The 21,883-nt window shown below is 66.1% G+C and carries 21 protein-coding genes and 1 tRNA gene; 16 read left to right on the forward strand and 6 right to left on the reverse strand.

The genetic code is table 11. The annotated features are described in order from the left end of the window. Positions 1–35 precede the first annotated feature (35 nt). Together ASD72_RS02450 and uvrA are read right to left on the reverse strand one after the other, a co-directional pair. Positions 36–455: a thioesterase family protein gene (locus ASD72_RS02450; protein ID WP_056878359.1), complete on the reverse strand. Its 420-nt coding sequence runs from the start codon at positions 453–455 to the stop codon at positions 36–38. Continuing rightward, on the reverse strand, positions 452–3,385 hold the full coding sequence (gene uvrA, locus ASD72_RS02455; protein ID WP_056878360.1) for an excinuclease ABC subunit UvrA: 2,934 nt from the start codon (positions 3,383–3,385) through the stop codon (positions 452–454). The genes ASD72_RS02450 and uvrA overlap by 4 nt, the downstream gene beginning before the upstream one ends. Before the next feature lie 422 nt (positions 3,386–3,807). Between uvrA and rplU the strand changes: the two genes are divergently transcribed. From rplU to obgE, 3 genes are all read left to right on the forward strand, one after another. Continuing rightward, the gene (rplU, locus tag ASD72_RS02460; protein WP_056878361.1) at positions 3,808–4,116 is read left to right on the forward strand and encodes a 50S ribosomal protein L21; all 309 of its coding nucleotides are present in this window, start codon (positions 3,808–3,810) and stop codon (positions 4,114–4,116) included. A 12-nt stretch (positions 4,117–4,128) separates the two neighbouring features. After that, entirely contained in the window at positions 4,129–4,389 is a 261-nt protein-coding gene (gene rpmA / locus ASD72_RS02465) for a 50S ribosomal protein L27 (protein ID WP_056878362.1), read from the forward strand. A gap of 109 nt (positions 4,390–4,498) precedes the next feature. After that, a complete protein-coding gene (gene obgE / locus ASD72_RS02470) occupies positions 4,499–5,551 on the forward strand; it encodes an Obg family GTPase CgtA (RefSeq protein ID WP_056878363.1) in 1,053 nt (350 codons plus the stop codon). 124 nt (positions 5,552–5,675) lie between these two features. On the opposite strand, the gene rpsT is transcribed toward obgE, so the two are convergent. After that, positions 5,676–5,945 carry a 30S ribosomal protein S20 gene (rpsT, locus tag ASD72_RS02475; RefSeq protein WP_055935648.1) on the reverse strand — a complete coding sequence of 90 codons (270 nt, stop codon included), beginning with the start codon at positions 5,943–5,945 and terminating at the stop codon, positions 5,676–5,678. A 127-nt stretch (positions 5,946–6,072) separates the two neighbouring features. On the opposite strand from rpsT, the gene murJ reads away from it, so the two are divergent. The 9 genes from murJ (at position 6,073) to ASD72_RS02515 (ending at position 16,135) form a co-directional block, all read left to right on the forward strand. Further along, positions 6,073–7,683: a murein biosynthesis integral membrane protein MurJ gene (murJ, locus tag ASD72_RS02480; protein ID WP_056878364.1), complete on the forward strand. Its 1,611-nt coding sequence runs from the start codon at positions 6,073–6,075 to the stop codon at positions 7,681–7,683. Between the two features lie 84 nt (positions 7,684–7,767). Then, positions 7,768–8,715 carry a bifunctional riboflavin kinase/FAD synthetase gene (locus tag ASD72_RS02485; RefSeq protein ID WP_056878365.1) on the forward strand — a complete coding sequence of 316 codons (948 nt, stop codon included), beginning with the start codon at positions 7,768–7,770 and terminating at the stop codon, positions 8,713–8,715. Then, positions 8,712–11,543, forward strand: a complete 2,832-nt coding sequence (gene ileS / locus ASD72_RS02490) for an isoleucine--tRNA ligase (protein WP_056878366.1) — start codon at positions 8,712–8,714, stop codon at positions 11,541–11,543. Before ASD72_RS02485 ends, ileS begins: the two co-directional genes overlap by 4 nt. Before the next feature lie 93 nt (positions 11,544–11,636). After that, positions 11,637–12,131, forward strand: coding sequence for a signal peptidase II (gene lspA, locus ASD72_RS02495; protein ID WP_056878367.1), 495 nt, complete (start codon positions 11,637–11,639; stop codon positions 12,129–12,131). Between the two features lie 197 nt (positions 12,132–12,328). Then, positions 12,329–13,279, forward strand: a complete 951-nt coding sequence (ispH, locus tag ASD72_RS02500; protein WP_056878368.1) for a 4-hydroxy-3-methylbut-2-enyl diphosphate reductase — start codon at positions 12,329–12,331, stop codon at positions 13,277–13,279. A gap of 37 nt (positions 13,280–13,316) precedes the next feature. Further along, positions 13,317–13,961, forward strand: coding sequence for a cation transporter (locus ASD72_RS02505; protein ID WP_056878369.1), 645 nt, complete (start codon positions 13,317–13,319; stop codon positions 13,959–13,961). A gap of 148 nt (positions 13,962–14,109) precedes the next feature. Then, positions 14,110–14,685 carry a hypothetical protein gene (locus ASD72_RS02510; protein WP_056878370.1) on the forward strand — a complete coding sequence of 192 codons (576 nt, stop codon included), beginning with the start codon at positions 14,110–14,112 and terminating at the stop codon, positions 14,683–14,685. 142 nt (positions 14,686–14,827) lie between these two features. Beyond that, positions 14,828–15,292 (forward strand): hypothetical protein, encoded by a 465-nt coding sequence (locus tag ASD72_RS20765; protein ID WP_155944423.1) that lies wholly within the window; start codon positions 14,828–14,830, stop codon positions 15,290–15,292. Positions 15,293–15,445: 153 nt separating this feature from the next. Then, on the forward strand, positions 15,446–16,135 hold the full coding sequence (locus tag ASD72_RS02515; RefSeq protein ID WP_056878371.1) for an alpha/beta hydrolase: 690 nt from the start codon (positions 15,446–15,448) through the stop codon (positions 16,133–16,135). Between the two features lie 152 nt (positions 16,136–16,287). Here the strand turns inward: ASD72_RS02515 and ASD72_RS02520 are convergent, their stop codons facing one another. Next, a complete protein-coding gene (locus ASD72_RS02520) occupies positions 16,288–16,863 on the reverse strand; it encodes a metal-dependent hydrolase (RefSeq protein WP_056878372.1) in 576 nt (191 codons plus the stop codon). Positions 16,864–17,295: 432 nt separating this feature from the next. Between ASD72_RS02520 and ASD72_RS20770 the strand changes: the two genes are divergently transcribed. The 4 genes from ASD72_RS20770 to ASD72_RS02540 all read left to right on the forward strand — a co-directional run bounded on the left by ASD72_RS20770 (position 17,296) and on the right by ASD72_RS02540 (position 20,492). Next, positions 17,296–17,844: a hypothetical protein gene (locus tag ASD72_RS20770; protein ID WP_155944424.1), complete on the forward strand. Its 549-nt coding sequence runs from the start codon at positions 17,296–17,298 to the stop codon at positions 17,842–17,844. Between the two features lie 140 nt (positions 17,845–17,984). Further along, positions 17,985–18,060 (forward strand) — tRNA-Thr (locus ASD72_RS02530). A gap of 104 nt (positions 18,061–18,164) precedes the next feature. Continuing rightward, entirely contained in the window at positions 18,165–19,559 is a 1,395-nt protein-coding gene (radA, locus tag ASD72_RS02535) for a DNA repair protein RadA (RefSeq protein WP_056878374.1), read from the forward strand. A 45-nt stretch (positions 19,560–19,604) separates the two neighbouring features. Further along, positions 19,605–20,492 carry a DUF1444 family protein gene (locus ASD72_RS02540; RefSeq protein WP_081420081.1) on the forward strand — a complete coding sequence of 296 codons (888 nt, stop codon included), beginning with the start codon at positions 19,605–19,607 and terminating at the stop codon, positions 20,490–20,492. On the opposite strand, the gene ASD72_RS02545 is transcribed toward ASD72_RS02540, so the two are convergent. Together ASD72_RS02545 and ccsA are read right to left on the reverse strand one after the other, a co-directional pair. Then, positions 20,452–21,027 (reverse strand): demethoxyubiquinone hydroxylase family protein, encoded by a 576-nt coding sequence (locus ASD72_RS02545; protein WP_200948797.1) that lies wholly within the window; start codon positions 21,025–21,027, stop codon positions 20,452–20,454. The genes ASD72_RS02540 and ASD72_RS02545 overlap by 41 nt on opposite strands. Beyond that, positions 21,024–21,815, reverse strand: a complete 792-nt coding sequence (gene ccsA / locus ASD72_RS02550; RefSeq protein ID WP_056878376.1) for a cytochrome c biogenesis protein CcsA — start codon at positions 21,813–21,815, stop codon at positions 21,024–21,026. Before ccsA ends, ASD72_RS02545 begins: the two co-directional genes overlap by 4 nt. Positions 21,816–21,883 lie beyond the last annotated feature (68 nt).

Consider the following 21,883-nt stretch of genomic DNA (forward strand, 5'->3'; position numbering starts at 1 on the left):
AGTCGCGAACGTGTTTGCGCCCGCTCCGCCCGTCGCTATTCGGACACCGCCCGGATCGCCGCCGGCAGCGGTGCGCTGTGGCCGGTCTGGGTGTCCATCCACACCACCACCACGTTGCCGTCGGAATAGAGCACGCTGTCGTCCTTCGCCGACACGATCCGGTGGCCGATGGTGACGCTGCTGGTCCCGAGCCGGTCGACGTAGAGTTCCACCACCACGTCGTTCGGCCAGGTCAGCGGACGCTTGTAGTTGATGTTGTTGGCGGCCACGACGGGCGCGATGCGGTCGGTCATCGAAACCTCCGGCACTGTCAGCATCCAGCGCACGCGCGCTTCCTCCAGGTACGAGATGTACTTGGCGTTGTTCACGTGGCCCATGCTGTCCATGTCCCGCCAGCGCACGCTGATCGGGATCTTCGCCAGCAGCTTGCGGCCGTCATCGTGGGGTTGGCTCATGATGCGGCCTTCTTCTTCGTGGTCTTGGTGGCGGATTTGCGGGGCGGGAGCACGTCGGGCTTGGCCACGGCGGCGGGTTTCGTCGCTTTCGGCGTCTTGGCGACGGGCAGCAGTTTGGCGAGGAAGCGGCCGGTATGCGAATCCGGATGCGCTGCGATGTCCTCCGGCGTGCCGGTGGCCAGGATCCGGCCGCCGCGATGGCCACCTTCCGGACCCAGGTCCACGACCCAGTCGGCGGTCTTGATGACGTCCAGGTTGTGCTCGATCACCACGATCGTGTTGCCCTCGTCGCGCAGCTTGTGCAACACCGCGAGCAGGTGTTCGATGTCGTGGAAATGCAGGCCGGTGGTGGGCTCGTCCAGGATGTACAGCGTGCGGCCGGTATCGCGGCGCGAGAGTTCCTTGGACAACTTGACGCGTTGCGCCTCGCCACCGGACAGCGTGGTCGCGCTCTGGCCCAGCTTGATGTAGCTCAGGCCCACGTCCATCAGTGTTTCGAGCTTGCGGGAGATCGACGGCACCGGCTCGAACAGGGTCAGCGCGTCCTCGACGGTCATCTCCAGCACGTCGTTGATGTTGTAGCCCTTGTAGAGGATTTCCAGCGTCTCGCGGTTGTAGCGCTTGCCGTGGCAGACGTCGCAGGGCACGTACACATCCGGCAGGAAGTGCATCTCGACCTTGATCAGGCCATCGCCCTGGCACGCTTCGCAGCGGCCGCCGCGCACGTTGAAGCTGAAACGGCCGGGCGAATAGCCGCGCGCGCGCGCCTCCGGCACCTGCGCATACAGCTCGCGCAACGGGGTGAACAGGCCGGTGTACGTCGCGGGATTCGAACGCGGCGTGCGACCGATCGGCGACTGGTCGATGTCGACCACCTTGTCGAACAGGTCCAGGCCGGTCACTTCGCGATAGGGCGCGGGTTTGTGCGAGGCGCCATTGATCTCGTTCGCGGCCAGCGCGTACAGGGTGTCGTTGATCAGCGTCGACTTGCCCGAGCCGGACACGCCGGTAATGCAGGTGAACAGGCCCGATGGCACGTCGAGATCGACATCCTTCAGGTTGTTGCCCGTTGCGCCGCGCAGGTGCAGCGTCATCTTCGGGTTCGCTTTGTGGCGGGCCTTCGGTACCTCGATCTGGCGCTTGCCCGACAGGTACTGGCCGGTCAGCGAGCGAGGCGCCTTCAGCAGGTCGTCGAGCGTGCCCTGGCCGACGATCTCGCCGCCATGCACGCCGGCACCCGGCCCGATGTCGAGCACGTAGTCGGCCATGCGGATGGCGTCTTCATCGTGCTCGACGACGATCACCGTGTTGCCGAGGTCGCGCAGGCGCGTCAGCGTGCCCAGCAAGCGCTCGTTGTCGCGCTGGTGCAGGCCGATGCTGGGCTCGTCCAGCACGTACATCACGCCGACCAGGCCGGCGCCGATCTGCGACGCCAGGCGGATGCGCTGGGCCTCGCCACCGGACAATGTGTCGGCTTTGCGCTCAAGGGTGAGGTAGTCCAGGCCGACGTCGACCAGGAAGCCCAGGCGCTCGGCGATTTCCTTGACGATCTTGGTGGCGATCTCGCCACGCCAGCCGGGCAGGTCGAGGCCGCGGAAGAACGCCAGTGCCTCGTCGACCGGCAGCACCACCAGCGAAGGCAGCGGACGGTCGGCCACGAACACATTGCGCGCCGACTTGTTCAGTCGCGCGCCCGCGCAGTCGGGGCAGGGCCGGTCGCTGATGTACTTGGCGAGTTCCTCGCGCACCGCTGGCGATTCGGTCTCGCGGTAACGGCGTTCGAGGTTCGGCACGATGCCCTCGAAGCGGTGCTTGCGCTGCGTGCGTCCGCCCGATTCGGTGAGGTAGGTGAACGTGATGACGTCTTCGCCGCTGCCGTACAGCACCGCTTGCTGCACGCTCTCCGGCAGCGATTGCCAAGGCGCGTCCACGTCGAATCGGTAGTGCTTGGCCAGCGACGCGATCAGCTGGAAGTAGTAGGCATTGCGGCGATCCCAGCCGCGCACGGCGCCCGCCGCCAGCGACAGCTCCGGATGGACGACGACGCGCGCCGGGTCGAAGAACTGCGCCACGCCGAGGCCGTCGCAGGTCGGGCAGGCGCCGACCGGCGAATTGAACGAGAACAGGCGCGGCTCCAGCTCCGGCAGCGAGTAATCGCAGACCGGGCAGGAGTACTTCGACGAGAACAGCAGCGGCGCGGATTCGGGCTGGTCCAGCGACATCACCTGGGCCATGCCGTCGCCCAGCTTCAGCGCGGTCTCGAAGCTCTCCGCCAGGCGTTGCTTGAGGTCCTCGCGCGGACGGAAGCGGTCGATCACCGCTTCGATCGTGTGCTTCTGGCGCAACGCCAGCGCCGGTACCGCATCGATCTCGTAAAGCTCGCCGTCCACGCGCACGCGCACGAAGCCCTGCGCACGCAGCTGGTCGAACACTTGCGCGTGTTCGCCCTTGCGCTCGCGGATCACCGGCGCCAGCAGCATGTAGCGCTGCTCACCGTCGAGCGCCAGCACCTGGTCGACCATCTGGCTGACCGTCTGCGCTTCCAGCGGATAGCCGTGGTCCGGGCAGCGCGGCAGGCCCACCCGGGCGTACAGCAGGCGCAGGTAGTCGTAGATCTCGGTGATCGTGCCGACGGTCGAGCGCGGGTTGTGGCTGGTCGATTTCTGCTCGATCGAGATCGCCGGCGACAGGCCTTCGATGTGGTCCACATCGGGCTTTTCCATCACCGACAGGAACTGCCGCGCATAGGCCGACAGCGATTCCACGTAGCGGCGCTGGCCTTCGGCGTAGATGGTGTCGAACGCCAGCGACGACTTGCCCGAACCGGACAGGCCGGTGATCACGATCAGCTTGTCGCGCGGCAGGTCGAGGTCGATGTTCTTGAGGTTGTGCGTCCGCGCGCCGCGGATGCGGATGAAGTCCATGGCCATCGGGTGGGGGGATCCGGAAAGCGAACAAGGAAGCGTAGCGATCTGCTCAGATGGGGGCAAATCGCCCCATGCACCAGTGCAGGGATACGCGGAAGTAAGGGGGCGGTCAGGCGGGATCGGGGTTATCGGGGCCCGTCCCGGCGGGCAGCCCGGACATGGCCAGGCCCCGGGGTTCCTGGGCGCGGATACAGGCAGGGGAGTCAGGCAAGCGCATGATTTTCAAGGGTTGAGGGAGGGGGCGATGACCGAATCCGGTCAGTGTGGCGCCATTCCGAGGGCGGATTCCGTCCGCAATCGGGAAAGGATCGTCAGGAGGAGGGGGTGGTTGACCCTAACCGTATGAATCCCTTAGAATTCCGCTTCTGTCCGCCCTCGATGGCAGGCAGGCTCCAGAAAATAACTACAGAAACCAAGGAATCCACATGTACGCAGTCGTAGTCACTGGCGGTAAGCAGTACCGCGTGATGAAGGGCGAGACGCTCCGCGTCGAGAAGCTCGAGGCCGAAGCCGGCAACGAGATCACCTTCGACAACATCCTGATGCTGGGCGATGGCGAGACCATCAGCCTGGGCGACGCCCTGAAGGGCGCGAACGTCACCGCGAAGGTCGTCGGCCATGGCCGCGCCGACAAGGTGCGCATCATCAAGTTCCGCCGCCGCAAGCACCACATGAAGCGCCAGGGTCACCGGCAGCATTACACCGAAATCGAAATCACCGGCATCAACAAGTAAGGAGAAGCAGTCATGGCACATAAAAAGGGCGTAGGCTCATCGCGCAACGGCCGCGACTCCAACCCGAAGATGCTGGGCGTGAAGGTCTTTGGCGGTCAGGCGATCGACGCGGGCAACATCATCATCCGCCAGCGCGGCACCCAGTTCCATCCGGGTCCGGGCGTCGGCCTGGGTCGCGACCACACGCTGTTCGCGCTGGTCGACGGCAAGGTCGAGTTCTCGATCAAGGGCGCCAAGAAGCGCCGCACCGTCAGCGTGGTGGCGGAAGCCTGAGGCTTCGCGCACACGCGTCGCGAAGGGCCCCGCCGCGTGCGGGGCTTTTCGTTTGCGGGGACATCCGATCCCCGCGTCCCACCCTCCAACGATTGAACCGATCCCCGCCATGAAACTCGTAGACGAAGCTGAAATCCTGGTCACCGCCGGCAATGGCGGCAACGGCTGCGTGGGCTTCCGCCGCGAGAAGTTCATCCCGCTGGGCGGTCCCGATGGCGGCGATGGCGGCGGCGGCGGCAGCGTCTGGCTGCTGGCCGACGAAAACCTCAACACCCTGGTCGACTTCCGCCACCAGACGACGTTCCGCGCCCAGCGCGGCGAGAACGGCATGGGGCGGCAGATGTACGGTAAGGCGGGCGACGACCTGACCATCACCGTCCCGGTCGGCACGGTCGTCACCAACGTCAGCACCGACGAAGTGATCGGCGACCTCACCCAGCACGGCGACCGCCTGCTGGTCGCCAAGGGCGGCAAGGGCGGCCTGGGCAACATGCATTTCAAGAGCTCGATCACCCGTGCGCCGCGCAAGGCCACGCCGGGCGAAGAGGGCGAAGAGCGCCTGCTGAAGCTGGAGCTCAAGCTGCTGGCCGACGTCGGCCTGCTGGGCTTCCCCAACGCCGGCAAGAGCACCTTCATCCGTGCGGTCTCGGCGGCCACGCCGAAGGTGGCGGACTATCCCTTCACCACGCTCTACCCGAACCTGGGCGTGGTGAGCGTGGAGGCCCACCGCAGCTTCGTCATCGCCGACATCCCGGGCCTGATCGAAGGCGCTGCCGATGGCGCGGGCCTCGGCGCGCAGTTCCTCCGCCACCTGCAGCGCACGCGCATCCTGCTGCACCTGGTGGACATGGCGCCGATGGAAGGCGGCGTGGAAGGCATCGATCCGGTCGAGCAGGTGCGTGCGATCGAGCGCGAGCTCGAGAAGCACGACCCGGAACTGCTGGCCAAGCCGCGATGGCTGGTGCTCAACAAGGCCGACCTGATGTTCGAGGACGAAGCGAAAGAGCAGGCGGCGCAGATCATCGCCAGCCTGGGCTGGAGCCAGCCGTGGTACCAGGTCTCGGCGATCTCCCGCGAAGGCACCTGGCCGATCATGAAGGACGTGATGGCCTTCTTCGATCGGCAGAAGGAAGAGGCCGACGAGGCCGCCCACGAAAGCTGATGCCCGAAACCCGCCGGAAGGCGGGTTTTTCGTATGCGCCCCGCACGGGTCGTGTGCGGGGGGCAGGTAAAAAGAAACCCGCCTTTCGGCGGGTTCCGTGTCTTCGCGTCCGTGTACCGCTGGATCAGGCGGCTTGCAGCGCCTTGATGCGGGCGTTCAGGCGGCTCTTGTGGCGAGCGGCCTTGTTGCGGTGGATCAGGCCGCGCGAGCTCAGACGGTCGAGGATCGGCTGGGCCGAGACGAACGCTGCCTGGGCGCCAGCGGCGTCGTTGGCGTCGAGGGCTTTGAGGACTTTCTTGACGGCGGTGCGCAGCATCGAACGCTGACCGGCATTGCGCGCATTGCGCACGACGGTCTGCTTGGCGCGCTTCTTGGCGGACTTGATATTGGCCACAGTGGGATTCCTGGTGAATACCTGAGAGAATTCAGGGGTTGAACGGAAGACGGATAATCGAGCCGGAAATTATGGGGCATTCAATGGGTTGCGTCAAGCTGGTGATTCTGTCGGGGGATCTGCCCCGATGAGCGGGAAGCTCCTGCGCTCCGCCGCCGTCTTCAGCTCCATGACGTTCCTGTCCCGGCTCTCGGGACTGGTCCGGGACCAAGTCTACGCCCATGTCTTCGGCGCCGGCGGGATGATGGACGCCTTCTTCGTGGCGTTCCGCATCCCCAACTTCATGCGCCGGCTCTCGGCCGAGGGCTCGTTCTCCATGGCCTTCGTCCCGGTCCTGGCCGAGTACAAGGCCACCCGGAGCCCGGAGGAGGTCAAGGCCCTGATCGACCGGGTCACCGGTACGCTGGCCGCGGCGCTGCTGGTGCTGACCGGCGTCGTCATCCTGCTGGCCCCGCAGATTGCCCGCCTGATCGCGCCGAACTTCGACGCCGAGCAGATGGACGTGCTGACCGACCTGCTGCGGATCACCTTCCCGTACGCGCTGTTCATCTCGTTGGCCTCGCTGGCCGGCGGCATCCTCAACAGCTATCAGCGTTTCGCCATCCCGGCGCTGTCGCCGGTGCTGATGAACCTGTCCATGATCGCCGCCGCCGTCGGCCTGGCGCCGCTGATGGACTATTCCGTGATGGTGCTGGGCTGGGGCGTGTTCGCCGCCGGCGTGCTGCAACTGGGCTTCCAGCTGCCTTCACTCGCCCGCCTCGGCCTGCTGCCTCGGCCGCGGCTGGATTTCGCCCATGCCGGCGTCCGCAGGATCCTCACCCTGATGGTGCCCACGCTGTTCGGCTCGTCGGTGGCCCAGTTCAACCTGCTGCTGAACACCTGGGTCGCCGCGGCGCTCATCAGCGGCAGCGTCAGCTGGCTGTACTACAGCGACCGGTTGCTGGAATTCCCCCTGGGCATGTTCGGCGTCGCCATCGGCACGGTGATCCTGCCGCACCTGTCCAACCGCCATGCCGAGACCGATCCGGAAGGCTATTCCAAGGGCCTGGACTGGGGCTTCCGGCTCTGCCTGCTGATCGGCCTGCCGGCCTGCGCCGGCCTGATCCTGTGCGCCCAGCCCTTGCTGGCCACGCTGTTCCAGTACGGCAAGTTCGACGCCGAAGACGTCCGCATGGCCAGCTGGAGCCTGATGGCCCAGTCCATCGCGGTCCCGGCCTTCCTGCTGGTCAAGGTGCTGGCGCCGGCGTTCTATTCGCGCCAGGACACCCGCACGCCGGTCAAGGCGGCCGTGGTGGCGGTGCTGACCAATGCGCTGTGCATGCTGCTGTTCTTCGCCGCCATGCTGTACGGCACCGAGCCGGGCCGACAGGCGCTGCAGGCCGCCGGCGGCGACCTGAAGCTGGCCCTGGGCCAGGTGCAGGGCGCGCATGCGCTGCTGGCCCTGGCCATCGCCGTCGCCGGCTGGGTCAACGCGCTGCAACTGGCCTGGCTGCTGCGCAAGGCCGGGGTCTACCGGCGGCAGCCCGGCTGGGGCCGGTTCCTGCGCCAGATCGGCGTGGCCACGGTGGCGATGACGCTGGTGGTACTGGCGTTCCGCATGCTCTGGCCCGAATGGACGCCCTGGGCCTGGTGGGACCGCGGCTGGCGCCTGGGCGCGATGGTGGGCGCGGGCGGTGCGCTGTATGCCGGCCTGCTGTGGGTGCAGGGCATCCGGCCCCGTGACCTGCGTGGCCATTGAGAGCCGGTACGCCCGGCTATACTTCAAGGTTGTTGCATTCCTCCCGGATCGCCCGCATCGGCCGGTCCGCTCTGACAGGATTCCATGAGCAGGCTGTTCCGTGACGTCGATGGCGGGTCTCTGTGCCCGCACGGTAGCGTGGTCTGCATCGGCGCCTTCGATGGCCTTCACTCGGGCCACCGCGCGCTGGTGCGGCATGCCGTGGCGCGTGCGCGAGCGCTGGGCGTCGAGTGCGTGGTGGTCACGTTCGAACCGCTGCCGCGCGAGTTCTTCTCCAAGGACCATCCGCCGCCGCGCCTGACCCTGGCCCGCGCCAAGGTCGAAGGCCTGCTGGACCTGGGCGCCGATCACGTGGGCCTGCTGCGCTTCGATGCCAGGCTTTCGGCGATGTCCGCCGAGGACTTCGTCCGCACCCTGCTGGTCGGCCGGCTGGCCGCCCGCGAAGTCTGGATCGGCCCGGAATTCCGTTTCGGCCACCGCCGCGGCGGTGACGTCGCCCTGCTGCAGGCGATGGGCAGCGAGCTGGGCTTCCGTGCGGACGCGATCGCGCCGGTCGAAGTGCAGGGCGAACGCGTGTCCAGCACCCGCATCCGCGAAGCCCTGAAAAGCGGCGACTTCACCACGACCACCCGCCTGCTCGGCCGTCCCTACGCCATCGGCGGCCGGGTCGTGCGCGGCAAGCAGCTCGGCCGCACGCTCGGCTTTCCCACCGCCAACCTGCGCTTCCCGAAGACGCCCGCCCTGTCCGGCATCTACGCCACCTGGGTACACGGCGTGGGCGATGCACCGTGGCCTTCGGTCTCCAGCTTCGGCACTCGCCCCACGGTGGACGGCGTCGAGCCGCTGCTGGAAGCCCATCTGTTCGACTTCGCCGGCGACCTCTACGGGCGCCATATCGAAGTCGAATTCGTCGCCAAGCTGCGCGACGAACTGAAATTCCCCGATCTGCCCAGCCTCACCGAGCAGATGCACCGCGATGCCGACCAGGCGCGCGCACTCCTTTCCGAACACAAAGAACGAGCGACGGCGTGAGCCAGGACTACAAAGCGACCCTCCATCTGCCCGCCACGGATTTCCCGATGCGGGGCGACCTGCCCAAGCGCGAGCCCGATACGCTAGCGCGCTGGGAAAGCCAGGGCCTGTACGCGCAGCTGCGCGAGAACGCCAAGGGCCGCCCGCTGTTCGTGCTGCACGACGGCCCGCCGTACGCCAACGGCGCGATCCACCTGGGCCATGCGGTCAACAAGATCCTCAAGGACATCATCGTCAAGTCGCGCTACCTGGCCGGCTTCGATGCGCCGTACATCCCGGGCTGGGACTGCCACGGCCTGCCGATCGAGATCGCCATCGAGAAGAAGTTCGGCAAGGTCGGCGTGAAGCTGGATGCGGTCGAGTTCCGGCAGAAGTGCCGCGAATACGCCGAGTCGCAGATCGATATCCAGCGCAAGGACTTCAAGCGCCTGGGCGTGATCGGCGACTGGGACAATCCGTACAAGACGCTGGATTTTCGCTTCGAAGCGAACGAGATCCGCGCGCTGGCCAAGATCGTCGCCAACGGCCACCTGACCCGCGGCGTGAAGCCGGTGCACTGGTGCTTCGATTGCGGCTCGGCGCTGGCCGAGGCGGAGATCGAGTACGCCGACAAGGTGTCGCCCGCCGTCGATGTCGCCTACGCCGCGCGTGATGCGCAAGCGGTGGCGACGGCGTTTGGTGCCACGGTGCCGGCGGATGTCGAGGTCGCGCTGCCGATCTGGACCACCACCCCGTGGACGCTGCCCGCGTCGCTGGCGATCTCCATTGGCGGCGAGCTGGAATACGCCCTGGTCGAAGGCCCTGCGCACGACGGCAAGCGTCGCTGGCTGGTGCTGGCCGATGCGCTCGCGGCGCGCGCACTGCAGCGCTACGGCGTCACCGACGTGGTCGTGCACGCGCGGGTGAAGGGCAGTGCGCTGGAAGGCCTGCTGTTCGCGCATCCGTTCTACGACACGCGCGACATCCCCGTGCTGCTGGGCGACCACGTCTCGGCCGAAGACGGTACCGGCGCCGTGCACACCGCACCCGGCCACGGCCAGGAAGACTATGTCGTCAGCAAGCAGTACGGGTTGCTGGACAAGTACACCGCCGCGCAGCTCAACCCGGTCGATGGCCGCGGCGTCTACCTGCCGTCCACGCCGGCCGCGCATGGCGTGGAGCTGGCCGGTCTGCACATCTGGAAGGCCAACGACGTCATCATCGATGTGCTGAAGCAGAGCGGCGTGCTGCTCGCCTTCAGCAAGATGGAACACAGCTACCCGCATTGCTGGCGGCACAAGACGCCGATCGCGTTCCGCGCCACGCCGCAGTGGTTCATCTCGATGGAGCAAGCCCACCTGCGCGCCGACGCGCTGGAAGCGATCAAGCAGGTCGGTTGGTTCCCGCAGTGGGGCGAAGCCCGCATCGCCGGCATGGTCGATGGCCGTCCGGACTGGACCATCTCGCGCCAGCGCACCTGGGGCGTGCCGATCGCGCTGTTCGTGCATCGCGAGACCGGCGAGCCGCATCCGCGCAGCGTCGAGCTGATGCGTGCGGTCGCCGACCGCGTGGAGCAGGGCGGCGTCGATGTCTGGTACACGCTGGACGCGGCCGAGCTGCTGGGCGATGAAGCGAAGGACTACGACAAGATCACCGACATCCTCGATGTCTGGTTCGATTCCGGTGTCACGCACGAAGCCGTGCTGCTGGAACGCGGCATCCCCAAGCCGGCCGACCTCTATCTGGAAGGTTCCGACCAGCATCGCGGCTGGTTCCAGTCCTCGCTGCTGACCGGCGTGGCGATCGACAAGGCCGCGCCCTACAGGCAGTGCCTCACCCATGGCTTCACCGTGGACGAGCATGGCCGCAAGATGTCCAAGTCGCTGGGCAACGGCATCGAGCCGCAGGACATCATGAAGACCCTCGGCGCGGACATCCTGCGCCTGTGGATCGCCAGCGCCGACTACAGCAACGAGATGTCGCTGTCGCAGGAAATCCTGAAGCGCAACGCCGACGCTTATCGTCGCCTGCGCAATACCGCGCGCTTCCTGCTCAGCAACCTCAACGGCTTCGATCCCGCGCGCGACCTGGTGGCGCCGGCCGACATGGTCGCGCTGGACCGCTGGATCGTGCACCGCGCCTTTGAGGTGCAGGAGAAGATCAAGGCCGCCTACGACCGTTACGACTTCGCCGAGATCGTGCAGGCGCTGCTGAACTTCTGCAGCGTCGACCTCGGCTCGCTGTACCTGGACGTCACCAAGGACCGCCTGTACACGATGCGAGAGGATTCGCGCGGTCGTCGCAGCGCGCAGAGCGCGATGTACCGCATCGCCGAAGCCTTCGTGCGCTGGATCGCGCCGGTACTGAGCTTCACCGCCGACGAGATGTGGGGCTACTTGCCCGGCGAGCGCACCGGCAACGTGCTGTTCGCCACCTGGTACGACGGCCTGGCGCCGTTGCCGGCCGACGCCACGTTGAACGCCGCCGACTTCGACCAACTGCTGGCCCTGCGCGAACAGGTCGCCAAGGTGCTGGAGCCGATGCGCGCCAACGGCCTGATCGGTGCCGCGCTGGAAGCGGAGATCGCGGTGTCGGTGAACGCCGCCACCGCTGCCAAGTGGCAGCCGCTGGCCGAAGAACTGCGCTTCTTCTTCATCAGCGGCGACGTCACCGTCTCCGAAGTCAGCGCCGACGAGGTCTTCGTGCTCGCCACGCCGACCACCAAGAGCAAGTGCGTGCGCTGCTGGCATTACCGCGCCGATGTCGGCGCGCATGCCGAACATCCGGAGCTGTGCGGCCGTTGCGTGACCAACATCGACGGTGCCGGCGAGGATCGCTACTGGTTCTGACCTTCTCCTGTAGGAGGGGCTTCAGCCCCGACGCTCTCACCGAGAAGCATCGGGGCTGAAGCCCCTCCTACAGGTCACCCTCATAGGAATGTGATGAGCAAACACCCCAAACCCAATGCCCTGGCCTGGCTGCTGCTGTCGGCCATCGTCATCGTGCTGGACCAGTGGTCCAAGGCCTGGGTGCTGGCGTCGCTGCCGGAATACACCGCGATCCCGGTGATCGACGGCTTCTGGAACTGGTTCCGCACCTACAACACCGGCGCGGCATTCAGCTTCCTGGCCGATGCGGGCGGCTGGCAACGCTGGTTCTTCACCGTGCTCGCGGTGGGCATCAGCGGCCTGCTGGGCTACTGGCTGTCGCGCACGCGCCGGGGCGACTGGCGCCAGGCGCTGCCGTACGCGCTGGTGATCGGCGGTGCGCTGGGCAACGTGATCGACCGCCAGATCCACGGCCACGTGATCGATTTCATCCAGTGGCACTGGCGCGACCACTTCTGGCCGGCGTTCAACATCGCCGACTGCGCGGTCGTGGGCGGGGCCATCGGCATTGCGCTGTTCGGCCTGTTCGAAGGCAAGAAGAAAGATTGACGTAGGGCGGGCCTTGGCCTGCCGTCGGTGCGTCATCGAGCGGCGGGCCAAGACCCACCTTGCGAAGCGCATCGCGGTGGTTCGCCCTCACCCCGTCCCCTCTCCCGCAGGCGGGCGAGGGGCGGAGGTGCCATGCGGGATCGGCGCCGGCAACACATTTACCTTTTCGTCTCCCTGTCTTCGGTAAGATCGGTTTTATGGACGTCCTGCTCGCCAATCCCCGTGGTTTCTGCGCCGGTGTCGACCGCGCCATCGAGATCGTCAAGCGCGCCATCGAGACGCTGGGCGCACCGATCTACGTGCGCCATGAAGTGGTGCACAACCGCTTCGTCGTCGACGACCTGAAGCAGCGCGGCGCGATCTTCGTGGAAGAACTCGACGAAGTGCCGGACGGTGCCACCGTCATCTTCAGCGCGCATGGCGTTTCGCAGGCGGTGCGCGGCGAAGCCACGCGGCGCGGATTGAAAGTCTTCGATGCGACCTGCCCGCTGGTCACCAAGGTGCACCTGGAAGTGGCGCGCCACTGCCGCGCCGGGCGCGACGTGGTGCTGATCGGCCACGCCGGCCACCCCGAGGTGGAAGGCACGATGGGCCAGTGGAACCGCGAGGGCGGGGAAGGGCGGATCTACCTGGTGGAGGACATCGACCAGGTGGCCACGCTGGAAGTCAGCCAGCCCGAGAACCTGTTCTACACCACCCAGACCACGCTGTCGGTGGACGATACGGTGGGCATCATCCAGGCGCTGCAGGCGCGTTTCCCGGCCATCCACGGGCCGAAGAACGACGACATCTGCTACGCCACCCAGAACCGCCAGGATGCCGTGCGCGACCTGGCCAAGCAGTGCGACCTGGTGCTCGTGGTCGGTTCGCCGAACAGCTCCAACTCCAACCGCCTGCGCGAGCTGGCCGAGCGCGACGGCGTGGAGTCGTACCTGATCGATGGCGCGCACGAGATCGACCCGCGTTGGATCGATGGCAAGCAGCGCATTGGCGTCACCGCCGGCGCCTCCGCACCGGACGTACTGATCGACGGCGTCATCCAGCGCCTGCGCGACCTCGGCGCCGCCGGCGTCAGCGAACTGGACGGCGAACCCGAGAACATGGTGTTCGCCTTGCCCAAGGAACTGCGGCTGCAGCTGGTCGGCTGAGCCGGCGCGTCATCGTCGAATAGCGAACGGTATCGTCATGTCCGAATGCTGCGGTTGCGGGAAGGTCGTCGATGTCGCCGCGCTGGAGGCGAAGCAACGTCGCGTGCTGCGCCTGGTGCTGGCCATCAACCTGGCCACCTTCGCGATGATGATGTTCGCCGCCTGGCGTGCGCATTCGTCGTCGCTGCTGTCGGGCAGCCTCGACAACCTCGGTGATGCGCTGACCTATGCGATCAGCCTGGCGGTGGTGGGCGCATCGTTGCGCGCGAAGGCCAAGGTCGCGTTCTTCAAGGGTCTGCTGATCCTCGGCGCCGCCGTCGCGGTGGGCGTGCAGATCGCGTGGCGGCTGGCGAATCCCGCGGTGCCGCTGTTCGAAGGCATGGGCATCGCCGCTGCGTTGAACCTGGTGGCGAACGTCGCCTGCCTGTGGCTGCTCACGCCGTACCGCACCGGCGACGTCAACATGGCCTCGGCGTGGGAATGCTCGCGCAACGACATCTTCGAAGGCGGCGCGGTGCTGCTGGCCGCTGCGCTGGTCTGGGCGTTCGGGGCCGGGTGGCCCGATTTGCTGATCGCCGCCGCGTTGCTGGTGATGTTCCTGCGCTCGTCCTCGCGCGTGCTGCGCGCCGCCTGGCGCGAGCTGAAGGCCGCGCCACCGGCGAGCGCCGCCGCCGCACGTTGATCCCGACGCGCGCGCTTGTTCTGGGGTCGGCACGCCGCCTAATATCGACCGTGCATCCAGGGGAGGCGCGCCGTGTCGGGGCGCTGTGGATGCAAAGGCAGCCGGGATGTCATCGGGCTGCCGCACGCGGGGATGACAAGGGGATTTGATGAAGCGTTCGATGATGACGGCGGGAGCCGCGTTGCTGTGCATGTGCGGCGCCGTGATGGCCCAGACGACCGCGCCGCAAGGGTCGGCGAAGCTGGTGACCTACCTGTTCGAAGTATTCCGTGGCGACGAAGTGATCGTGCAGGCCATGCGCGAACAGATGCCTGCCGATCCGGTGGAGAAGGCGATGATGGAAGGCGCGCTCGCGGCCTTCGACGTCGACACGCTGGCGATGCGGCTCGACGTACCGTTGGCGCGCCAACTGTCGCCGCAGGAGGCCGAGCACTGCCTGGCCCTGATCGCATCGGACAGCGGACTCGCCCTGGCCGAGGCCGGCCGCAGGGCCGCCACGCTCGATGCGCTGCTGCCGGAACTGGAAAAGCTGCCCGACCAGAAGAAGGAAGGCATTGCGGCCATGTTCGAAGCGCCGTGTTTCAAGAAGACCATCGCCTACATCAACTCGGCCGAGGCGCAGCAGGTGTCGTCCGATTACGGCAAAAGCCTGGTCTGCGACTATCTGGTGCGCACGGATCCTGAGAAGGCGGTGCTGGCGAAGCAGCATGGGTTGTGCTTCTAGTCGACGTCGGCTTGGCGTAGGGCCCTGCGATCCGCAGGGTTTGCAACTGTTTGGAGGAGTGTCATCGCTCCAGCACCTTGTTGAAGGTGCGCGCAGGAGTGCCCAAGCCCGCGGGAGAATAGTGAGATTCCAAGGGGGGCAAATGAATCGTCTGGTTGTCTCGCAATCGCGCTGTTTCCGCCTGCTTGTTGTGCTGGCGTCTGCCGCCCTTCTATGGGCCTGTAAGCCGCCTGGTTCAGGCGTTGAAGTCGAGCTTATTACAGGGAAAGAGTTCGCAATTGCCGTGAGCAACAGATCTCCAGACGTGCTGGTTGTTGATGATCGGTTGTTCGGACTGGGTATCGAATCTTCGGTCAAAGTGGAAGTGGCGCAAGCTGACGGAACGATCATTCCACCTTGTGGTTACCTGGACTATGTGGGCACTGGATCGCGTGTGTCTGTACCCCCCGGTGAAAAGATGGTCCTGTCCGTTCAGTTGACCGCTCTTACAGCAACTCGCTGCCTAGCCCCCAATGAGCAGTACTTGTTCAGGGCCTTACTGGTTTCAGGTGATGTGGATGTTGCTCGCACCGACTGGGTGTCGTTTCGGGCTGCGTCTCTGGAATGACTCAAGGGCCATAGGTTGATCCTGCGGCCGCATCACTCCAACTTAACCGCAGCGGAGGACACTTCAATCCGCAGGGGTTGCGATGACGGGAATGGCGCCGGGCGCTTCACGCGCGCTCCGGTGCGTGCTTCCGTCGAACCTTGGGAGCAGGTCATGAGCAAGCCGGCGATCGTTTTGGTGCATGGCTTCTGGGGCGGCGCGGCGCATTGGACCCGCGTCATCCTCGAACTGAAAGCGCTGGGGCACACCGACATCCGCGCGGTCGAGAATCCTCTGACGTCCCTGGCGGACGATGCGGAGCGAACCCGCAAGATGGTGGCCCAGATCGACGGCCCGGTCGTGCTGGTGGGACATTCCTACGGGGGCGCCGTCATCACCCAGGCAGGCAATCTGCCGAACGTGAAGGCGCTGGTGTTCATCGCGGCGTTCGCTCCCGACGCAGGCGAGAGCCCAGGGGCCATCACCCAGGAGCATCTCCCCGAGGCAGCGCCCAATCTGGCGCCCGATAGCGATGGCTATCTGTGGCTGAAGCCCGACAAATTCCACGAGAGCTTCTGCCAGGATCTCCCGGCGGATGAGGGCTTCGTCATGGCGGTCACCCAGAAGGCACCGCTGGCGGGCACGTTTGGTGACGCGATCACCGATCCGGCGTGGAAACACAAACCCAACTGGTACCAGATATCCAGCAAGGACCGGATGATTGCGCCGGAAAACCAGCAGCGCATGTCCGGCCGCATGGATGCGCGCAAGGTGATCACCCTGGACGCGAGTCATGCGTCGCTGGCATCACGTGCGAAGGATGTTGCGGCGCTCATCGACGAAGCGGCGAGGGCGACGGCCTGAGTCAGCGTGGCGCCCGCATCAAGCAGGTGGCAGGCATCAGGTGCTTCAGGGGCATGTCGCCGGTCTGGGAAAGGCACTCCGACCCCCGACCCCTATTTTTTGGGCGGAACCATTTGATGCGATGGCCTTGCTTCCACTCAAAGGGAGCGGGCTCATCGGGACAGGCCGACGGACCAGGCGACGAAGAGCAGCCAGATCGGGGCGACGAGGATTCCGCTCGCCAACGTCTTGCGGCAGGCGTTGCCACGAGCGACGACGATCCATACGGCGAACACCGGAAGCAGCACCCCCAGTTCAATGAGCAGGTTCCGCCACAGGTAGCGATTGGTGGGGTCCAGCGATCCTGCACTCGGAAGGACCCCGAAGGGGATCGATACTTCGATGGACAGCGGCCACAACAGCGGTACCGGATGCGCCCCCACCAGCAAGTCGAGCAGGGGATGGGACAGGCTCGCCGCCGCCAGTGCCGTGACCGGCAGATGGAATTCCTTGTATCGGTTTAGCCCCACACGGACGAGGGTCGTGATCGCCAACGCGAATAGCAGGCTGTGGGTGAAGCGGGGATTTGCGGAATACCCGAATAGCCAGACCGCCAGGTAGTCCAGGTCGGGGCATGTGGCGAGGAACACCGATAGTCCGAGCGCGGGTTTCGACGGCGCACGGCCGTGTCCGCGGCTGGAGAGATAAACGGTGATGCCGGCGGCCGCATGGCCTGCAATGGACGACATGGAAGGAGAGGGCGTGTCGGGAGGACGCCTGTAAGCCTGTCCTCTGCACATGGGGCGGCGACGTAGCATGCGTGAGGCAGGGATGAAGCGATGGCGGAGATGCTCGGGCTCCCCACGTTGACCAGCCCCGCCCCATGCCCCGACCTAAGACGCTCCGATGCCAGGGATGCCCGCTGATTTGTACTTGCAGTGGGGCGTATCCCAGCGATGGGTGACATCAGGGCTGCAGTAGCGTCGATGCTGGTTTGCCATTGATGGGGGCGCTCACATTCCGTGCCAGGGCGCTGTCTCAGGGTAAGCCGCGCCAAGCGCTCATCGATGCGATGATTGATGAATTGCCCGACGACGCGCATATCGAGTACGTACAAGGAAAAGGTACTCTGACCCCTGTTTCCCTGTTTCCCTGTTTCCCTGTTTCGGGGGCTGCGACTAATGATTCGTTCAATCACTTTCGGTGTCTTGCTGGTCGCTCTGCTTGGTTGTGCGACTCATGGCCGTGCGAGTGCACGGGATGGGCTCGCTCAACTTGCTGCCCAGGAGGATAAGAAGGAGGTTTGCATAGAGTTCTTTCGTAATAGGCTCGATCATGCCTTCGGTGATGCGTTCCCTGAGATGTCCAGACAAGCGCTGTTGAAAGAGATTCTTGCCAGACTTCCGACGGAGGAAAATCACGCATTGGAGCGCGTGGCGTTGCATGTTGAGCCCGTTGACGGCTCCACTCCAGACTCTCAGGCCATACCGGCCGTGATGGGGCAACTAGTCGATGAGTTCAAAGCTGCAGCATTGTGTCGAGATAGCCGCCCAGAACTGGCAGCTAACATTTTTGCCGACCAATTGAATTCGGTGATGGTACGTCGTGGTCTTGATACCGATCGCTTGTTCCCACCCCATGGCGACTGGCAGGGAGTTCAGACAGAGGCACGGATACTTGTGGCGCTGGTTGCACAGATCCAAGCGGACCGCGATTCCAAGAAGGGCTAGATGAAGTCCAACTCTCTCCTCTCGGCGCTATCGAGCGTGGTGATTTGCTAAGGCCCCCGGCTTCCCAGCGGCTTCCCACCACACCCACCACCCCCCCGCATTGACCCGCCCCCACCCCAACCCCTAAAATTCGCGGCTCCGCCGGAATAGCTCAGTTGGTAGAGCGGCGCATTCGTAATGCGTAGGTCGTAGGTTCGATTCCTATTTCCGGCACCAGTTGTGACAAGGCCCCGCTTCGGCGGGGCTTTGTTTTTTCCGGGTCTCGCCTGCGGAGACGGCGGGCCGATACAGTAGCCGCTCGCCGTCCCGACAGGTTTCCCGTGGCCAAGACCTCCGCCAAGTCCCGCATCGCCTACGTCTGCGCCGAATGCGGGGCCGACCACAGCAAATGGCAGGGCCAGTGCGCCGATTGCGGGGCCTGGAATTCGCTGAGTGAGATCGTGCTCGAGACCGCCGCCGCCGCCGGCGCGCCGCCCGCCGCCCGCCGCTCGGGCTGGGCCGGCAAGGCCGAGGCCCCGAAGATCACCGCCCTGAAGGACGTGCGCCACAGCGAAGAAGCGCGCGTGACCACCGGTATCGGCGAGTTCGACCGCGTGCTGGGCGGCGGCCTGGTGGAGGGCGCCGTGGTGCTGGTGGGCGGCGACCCCGGCATCGGCAAATCCACCCTGCTGCTGCAGGCCCTGGCCCGGATGTCGGCCAGCCTGCCGGCCCTGTATGTGACGGGCGAAGAATCGCTGGCCCAGGTCGCCGGTCGCGCCGTGCGGCTGGATCTGCCGCTGGACAACCTGCAGGCCCTGGCCGAGACCGGCATCGAGACCATCCTGCAGCACGCCTCGGTGGCCCGGCCGAAACTGATCGTCGCCGACTCCGTGCAGACCCTGTGGACCGAATCGCTGACCGCCGCGCCGGGCTCGGTCAGCCAGGTGCGCGAGAGCGCCGCCCGGCTGGTGCGCTACGCCAAGGAGACCGGCACCGCCGTGTTCCTGGTCGGCCACGTGACCAAGGAAGGCGGCATCGCCGGCCCGCGCGTGCTCGAGCACATGGTCGATGCGGTGCTGTATTTCGAAGGCGAGAGCGGCAGCCGCTTCCGCGTGCTGCGTGCGTTCAAGAACCGCTTCGGCGCGGTGAACGAACTGGGCGTGTTCGCGATGGGTGAGAAGGGCCTGAAGGAAGTGCCGAATCCGTCGGCGATCTTCCTCTCCGGCAGCGCGCAGCAGCCCGGCAGCTGCGTGATGGTCACCCGCGAGGGCACACGCCCGCTGCTGGTGGAAGTGCAGGCGCTGGTCGACAGTTCGCCGCTGTCCAATCCGCGTCGCGTGGCGGTGGGCCTGGAACAGAATCGCCTGGCGATGTTGCTGGCCGTGCTGCATCGGCACGGCGGCGTGGTGGTGGGCGACCAGGACGTGTTCGTGAATGTCGTCGGCGGCATCCGCGTGCAGGAAACCGCGGCCGACCTGCCGGTGCTGCTGGCGGTGTTGTCCTCGCTGCGCGACCGTCCGCTGGCCGAGAAAACCATCGCCTTCGGCGAAGTGGGCCTCTCGGGCGAGATCCGCCCCGTGCCCAACGGCGAGGAACGCCTGCGCGAAGCGGCCACGCACGGCTTCAAGCGCGCCATCGTGCCCAAGGGCAACGCGCCGAAGTCGGGCACGTTCAAGGGCCTGGAAGTCGTGGCGGTGGAACGGCTGTCGCAGGCGCTGGAGGCGGCGGCGGAGTAGGGTCACTCGGGTAGAACAGAACGCACGCGCCGCCAGGGGCTGACCATGGAATGGGGAGACGACATGCTGAAAGAGGTGCTGATGGTGGCGGGCGGTCTAATGCTCTGCCTGTTGTTGGCGTGCGCGTACGCGTACGCGGCCGACAAGGCCATGTCAGCCGAGGTGTTCACGCGGCAGGTGGCGGAGATGGTGCGAGAGCGGATGCCGGGCGTGAAGGTCGAGGTCATGGCGCCGCTGGAGCTGAACCTGGTTCCGGCCTCGGGCGAAGATGCGCGGATCTATCTCAACAACATCTACACGCTCTACCTGGCTGAGCAGGTGGACGGCAGGCCCGCCCTACTGGAGCGCTACATCGCCTCCTACACGGAGCCGCTGCCCGAAGCACCGGTAAAGCGGGAAGAAGTCGTCGCCGTGATCAAGGGCAACGATTGGTTGGCGGAGATGGAGCGGTTGGCCAAGGAACAGGGAAAGCCCTATGAGGGCATCTATGAGCGGTTGAACGCCGACCTGTTGGTCTTCTACGCGCAGGACATGCCCACCCGCATTCGCTATCTGAACAAGAGCGACCTGGAGGCCGCCGGGCTCGACCGCTCCGGGTTGCGACCCCTCGCAGTCGCCAACCTGAAGCGACAGATGCCGGAGATCGAGGTGTACCGCGAGGAGGTGTTCTCCATGGTGGCCGCCGGAGGCTCCTACGAAGCGTCGATCCTGCTGTTCGACGATTTCTGGAACGGGGAGCGGGCGCGGATGGCGGGGCCTCCCATGGTGTCGGTGCCGGCCCGCGACCTGTTGCTGTTCGTCGACTCCAGCAATCCGGAGGCGGTCGCTCAACTCGAGGCGCTGACCAGGAAAATGTGGGGCGATGCGGCGTATGCGGTAAGCGATGCGCTGTTCATTGCCACCCCGGAAGGGTGGCGTCCGGTCGAACGCTAGCCGGTCTGCGCGCTGTCTGAAGACGCATTCCCAGCCAGATCACCGCTTCCGTCGAAGCGCGCACGACGGGGGTCAGGATCGGCGGCCAGAAGGCGCCGGCCTGCATCGTGTCGCGACCGTGATCGTGGTGTTCCTGTTCTTCGGCCACGATGCGCGACACGGCCTCGAAGGCCTCTGAGTCAATCGGCTCGAGGTGCCGCTGCTGCTCCATCAGATGCTGCAACACCACGCTTTCGACGGCGAAGGTGGTGGCCGCGATGGCGGAGGGCCCCAGCAGGCCGGTCACCAGCCCCAGCGTCCAGCCACCGACGCCGCACAGCACGTAGCTGCGACAGCGACGGACACCGCGAACCTGAAGCGCATTCGAGAACAGGGCGCGATGCCCCCGTTCGTGTTCGAGGAAATGCCGAAGTACCGGCGTCATGTGCGGTGCCGTCCAGCGCGCCACCAGGATCTGCGCGCGATAGATGTTGACCGCGCCGTGCTCGCCTGCGTGATCGACCTTCAGGATGCGATCGCCCAGGCGTGTACTCAACCGCGCCTCAACACCATCTCGTAGACGAACTTGCTGCCGAAGAACGCCAGCAACAGCAGAACCATCGCGGTGAGGGTCCAATGCACCGCTTTGGCGCCGCGCCAGCCGTAGCGCCAGCGGCCGACCAGCAGGCCGCCGAAGGCCAGCCACGACAACACGCTGAGCACGGTCTTGTGGGTGAGCTTCTGGACCAGGAAGTTCTCGACGAACAGCACGCCGGTCAGCAGCGTGGCGGTCAACAGGATGAATCCGACCGTGATCGTGCGGAACAGCAGATCTTCCAGTTCCGTCAGCGGGGGCAGGGCGCGCAGCCAGACGTGGAATTCGCGCCGGCGCAGGGCGCGCTCCTGTGCCCACAGCATCACCGCCAGCAGCGCGGCGATGGCCAGGGCGGCGTAGGCCAGTAGCGCCAGCCAGGCGTGCAACTGGAGGCGCCAGTCCAGTCCGCTGGAGGCCTGGTGGCCGTAGAAGTGGTAAGCCGCCAGCAGGACGGCGGCCAGCGGGAACGCCACCACGCCCAGTGCGGCCATCCGGCCCTGAATGGCGACCAGCAGCGTCATCGCCGCCATGCCCAGCGCCACCAGCGACAGCGCGGCGAAGAAATGCATGTCCGGCCCACCGGGCGTGCGCCAGGCCACCAGCAGGTGGTAGGCGCCGTGCAGCACCACCGCGACCAGCGCCGGCCACAGCCAGGGCCGCGACGTCTCCCCCCTGTCGCGGGCCACGGAGCGGACCAGCAGGCCGGCGGCCAACAGATAGAGCGCAACGGCGATGAGAATGACTGTCATCGGGGGAGTGTCGCACAGCGGACGGCGCCGGCGCAGGGGCGAAGGCGGCCCGCGTCGCGCGAGGAGGA

It is taken from the genome of Pseudoxanthomonas sp. Root630 (assembly GCF_001427585.1).
In the GTDB taxonomy this organism is placed as follows: domain Bacteria; phylum Pseudomonadota; class Gammaproteobacteria; order Xanthomonadales; family Xanthomonadaceae; genus Pseudoxanthomonas_A.

What these genes read in the sequence shown, in the direction of transcription:
- ASD72_RS02450 (WP_056878359.1), bottom strand. Translation starts at nt 455, where the DNA reads ATGAGCCAACCCCACGATGACGGCCGCAAGCTGCTGGCGAAGATCCCG.
- murJ (WP_056878364.1), top strand. Translation starts at nt 6,073, where the DNA reads ATGAGCGGGAAGCTCCTGCGCTCCGCCGCCGTCTTCAGCTCCATGACG.
- uvrA (WP_056878360.1), bottom strand. Translation starts at nt 3,385, where the DNA reads ATGGCCATGGACTTCATCCGCATCCGCGGCGCGCGGACGCACAACCTC.
- ispH (WP_056878368.1), top strand. Translation starts at nt 12,329, where the DNA reads ATGGACGTCCTGCTCGCCAATCCCCGTGGTTTCTGCGCCGGTGTCGAC.
- ASD72_RS02510 (WP_056878370.1), top strand. Translation starts at nt 14,110, where the DNA reads ATGAAGCGTTCGATGATGACGGCGGGAGCCGCGTTGCTGTGCATGTGC.
- ASD72_RS02485 (WP_056878365.1), top strand. Translation starts at nt 7,768, where the DNA reads ATGAGCAGGCTGTTCCGTGACGTCGATGGCGGGTCTCTGTGCCCGCAC.
- rplU (WP_056878361.1), top strand. Translation starts at nt 3,808, where the DNA reads ATGTACGCAGTCGTAGTCACTGGCGGTAAGCAGTACCGCGTGATGAAG.
- ccsA (WP_056878376.1), bottom strand. Translation starts at nt 21,815, where the DNA reads ATGACAGTCATTCTCATCGCCGTTGCGCTCTATCTGTTGGCCGCCGGC.
- ASD72_RS20765 (WP_155944423.1), top strand. Translation starts at nt 14,828, where the DNA reads ATGAATCGTCTGGTTGTCTCGCAATCGCGCTGTTTCCGCCTGCTTGTT.
- ASD72_RS02540 (WP_081420081.1), top strand. Translation starts at nt 19,605, where the DNA reads ATGGAATGGGGAGACGACATGCTGAAAGAGGTGCTGATGGTGGCGGGC.
- ASD72_RS02515 (WP_056878371.1), top strand. Translation starts at nt 15,446, where the DNA reads ATGAGCAAGCCGGCGATCGTTTTGGTGCATGGCTTCTGGGGCGGCGCG.
- ASD72_RS02505 (WP_056878369.1), top strand. Translation starts at nt 13,317, where the DNA reads ATGTCCGAATGCTGCGGTTGCGGGAAGGTCGTCGATGTCGCCGCGCTG.
- lspA (WP_056878367.1), top strand. Translation starts at nt 11,637, where the DNA reads ATGAGCAAACACCCCAAACCCAATGCCCTGGCCTGGCTGCTGCTGTCG.
- ASD72_RS20770 (WP_155944424.1), top strand. Translation starts at nt 17,296, where the DNA reads ATGATTCGTTCAATCACTTTCGGTGTCTTGCTGGTCGCTCTGCTTGGT.
- ASD72_RS02520 (WP_056878372.1), bottom strand. Translation starts at nt 16,863, where the DNA reads ATGTCGTCCATTGCAGGCCATGCGGCCGCCGGCATCACCGTTTATCTC.
- obgE (WP_056878363.1), top strand. Translation starts at nt 4,499, where the DNA reads ATGAAACTCGTAGACGAAGCTGAAATCCTGGTCACCGCCGGCAATGGC.
- rpmA (WP_056878362.1), top strand. Translation starts at nt 4,129, where the DNA reads ATGGCACATAAAAAGGGCGTAGGCTCATCGCGCAACGGCCGCGACTCC.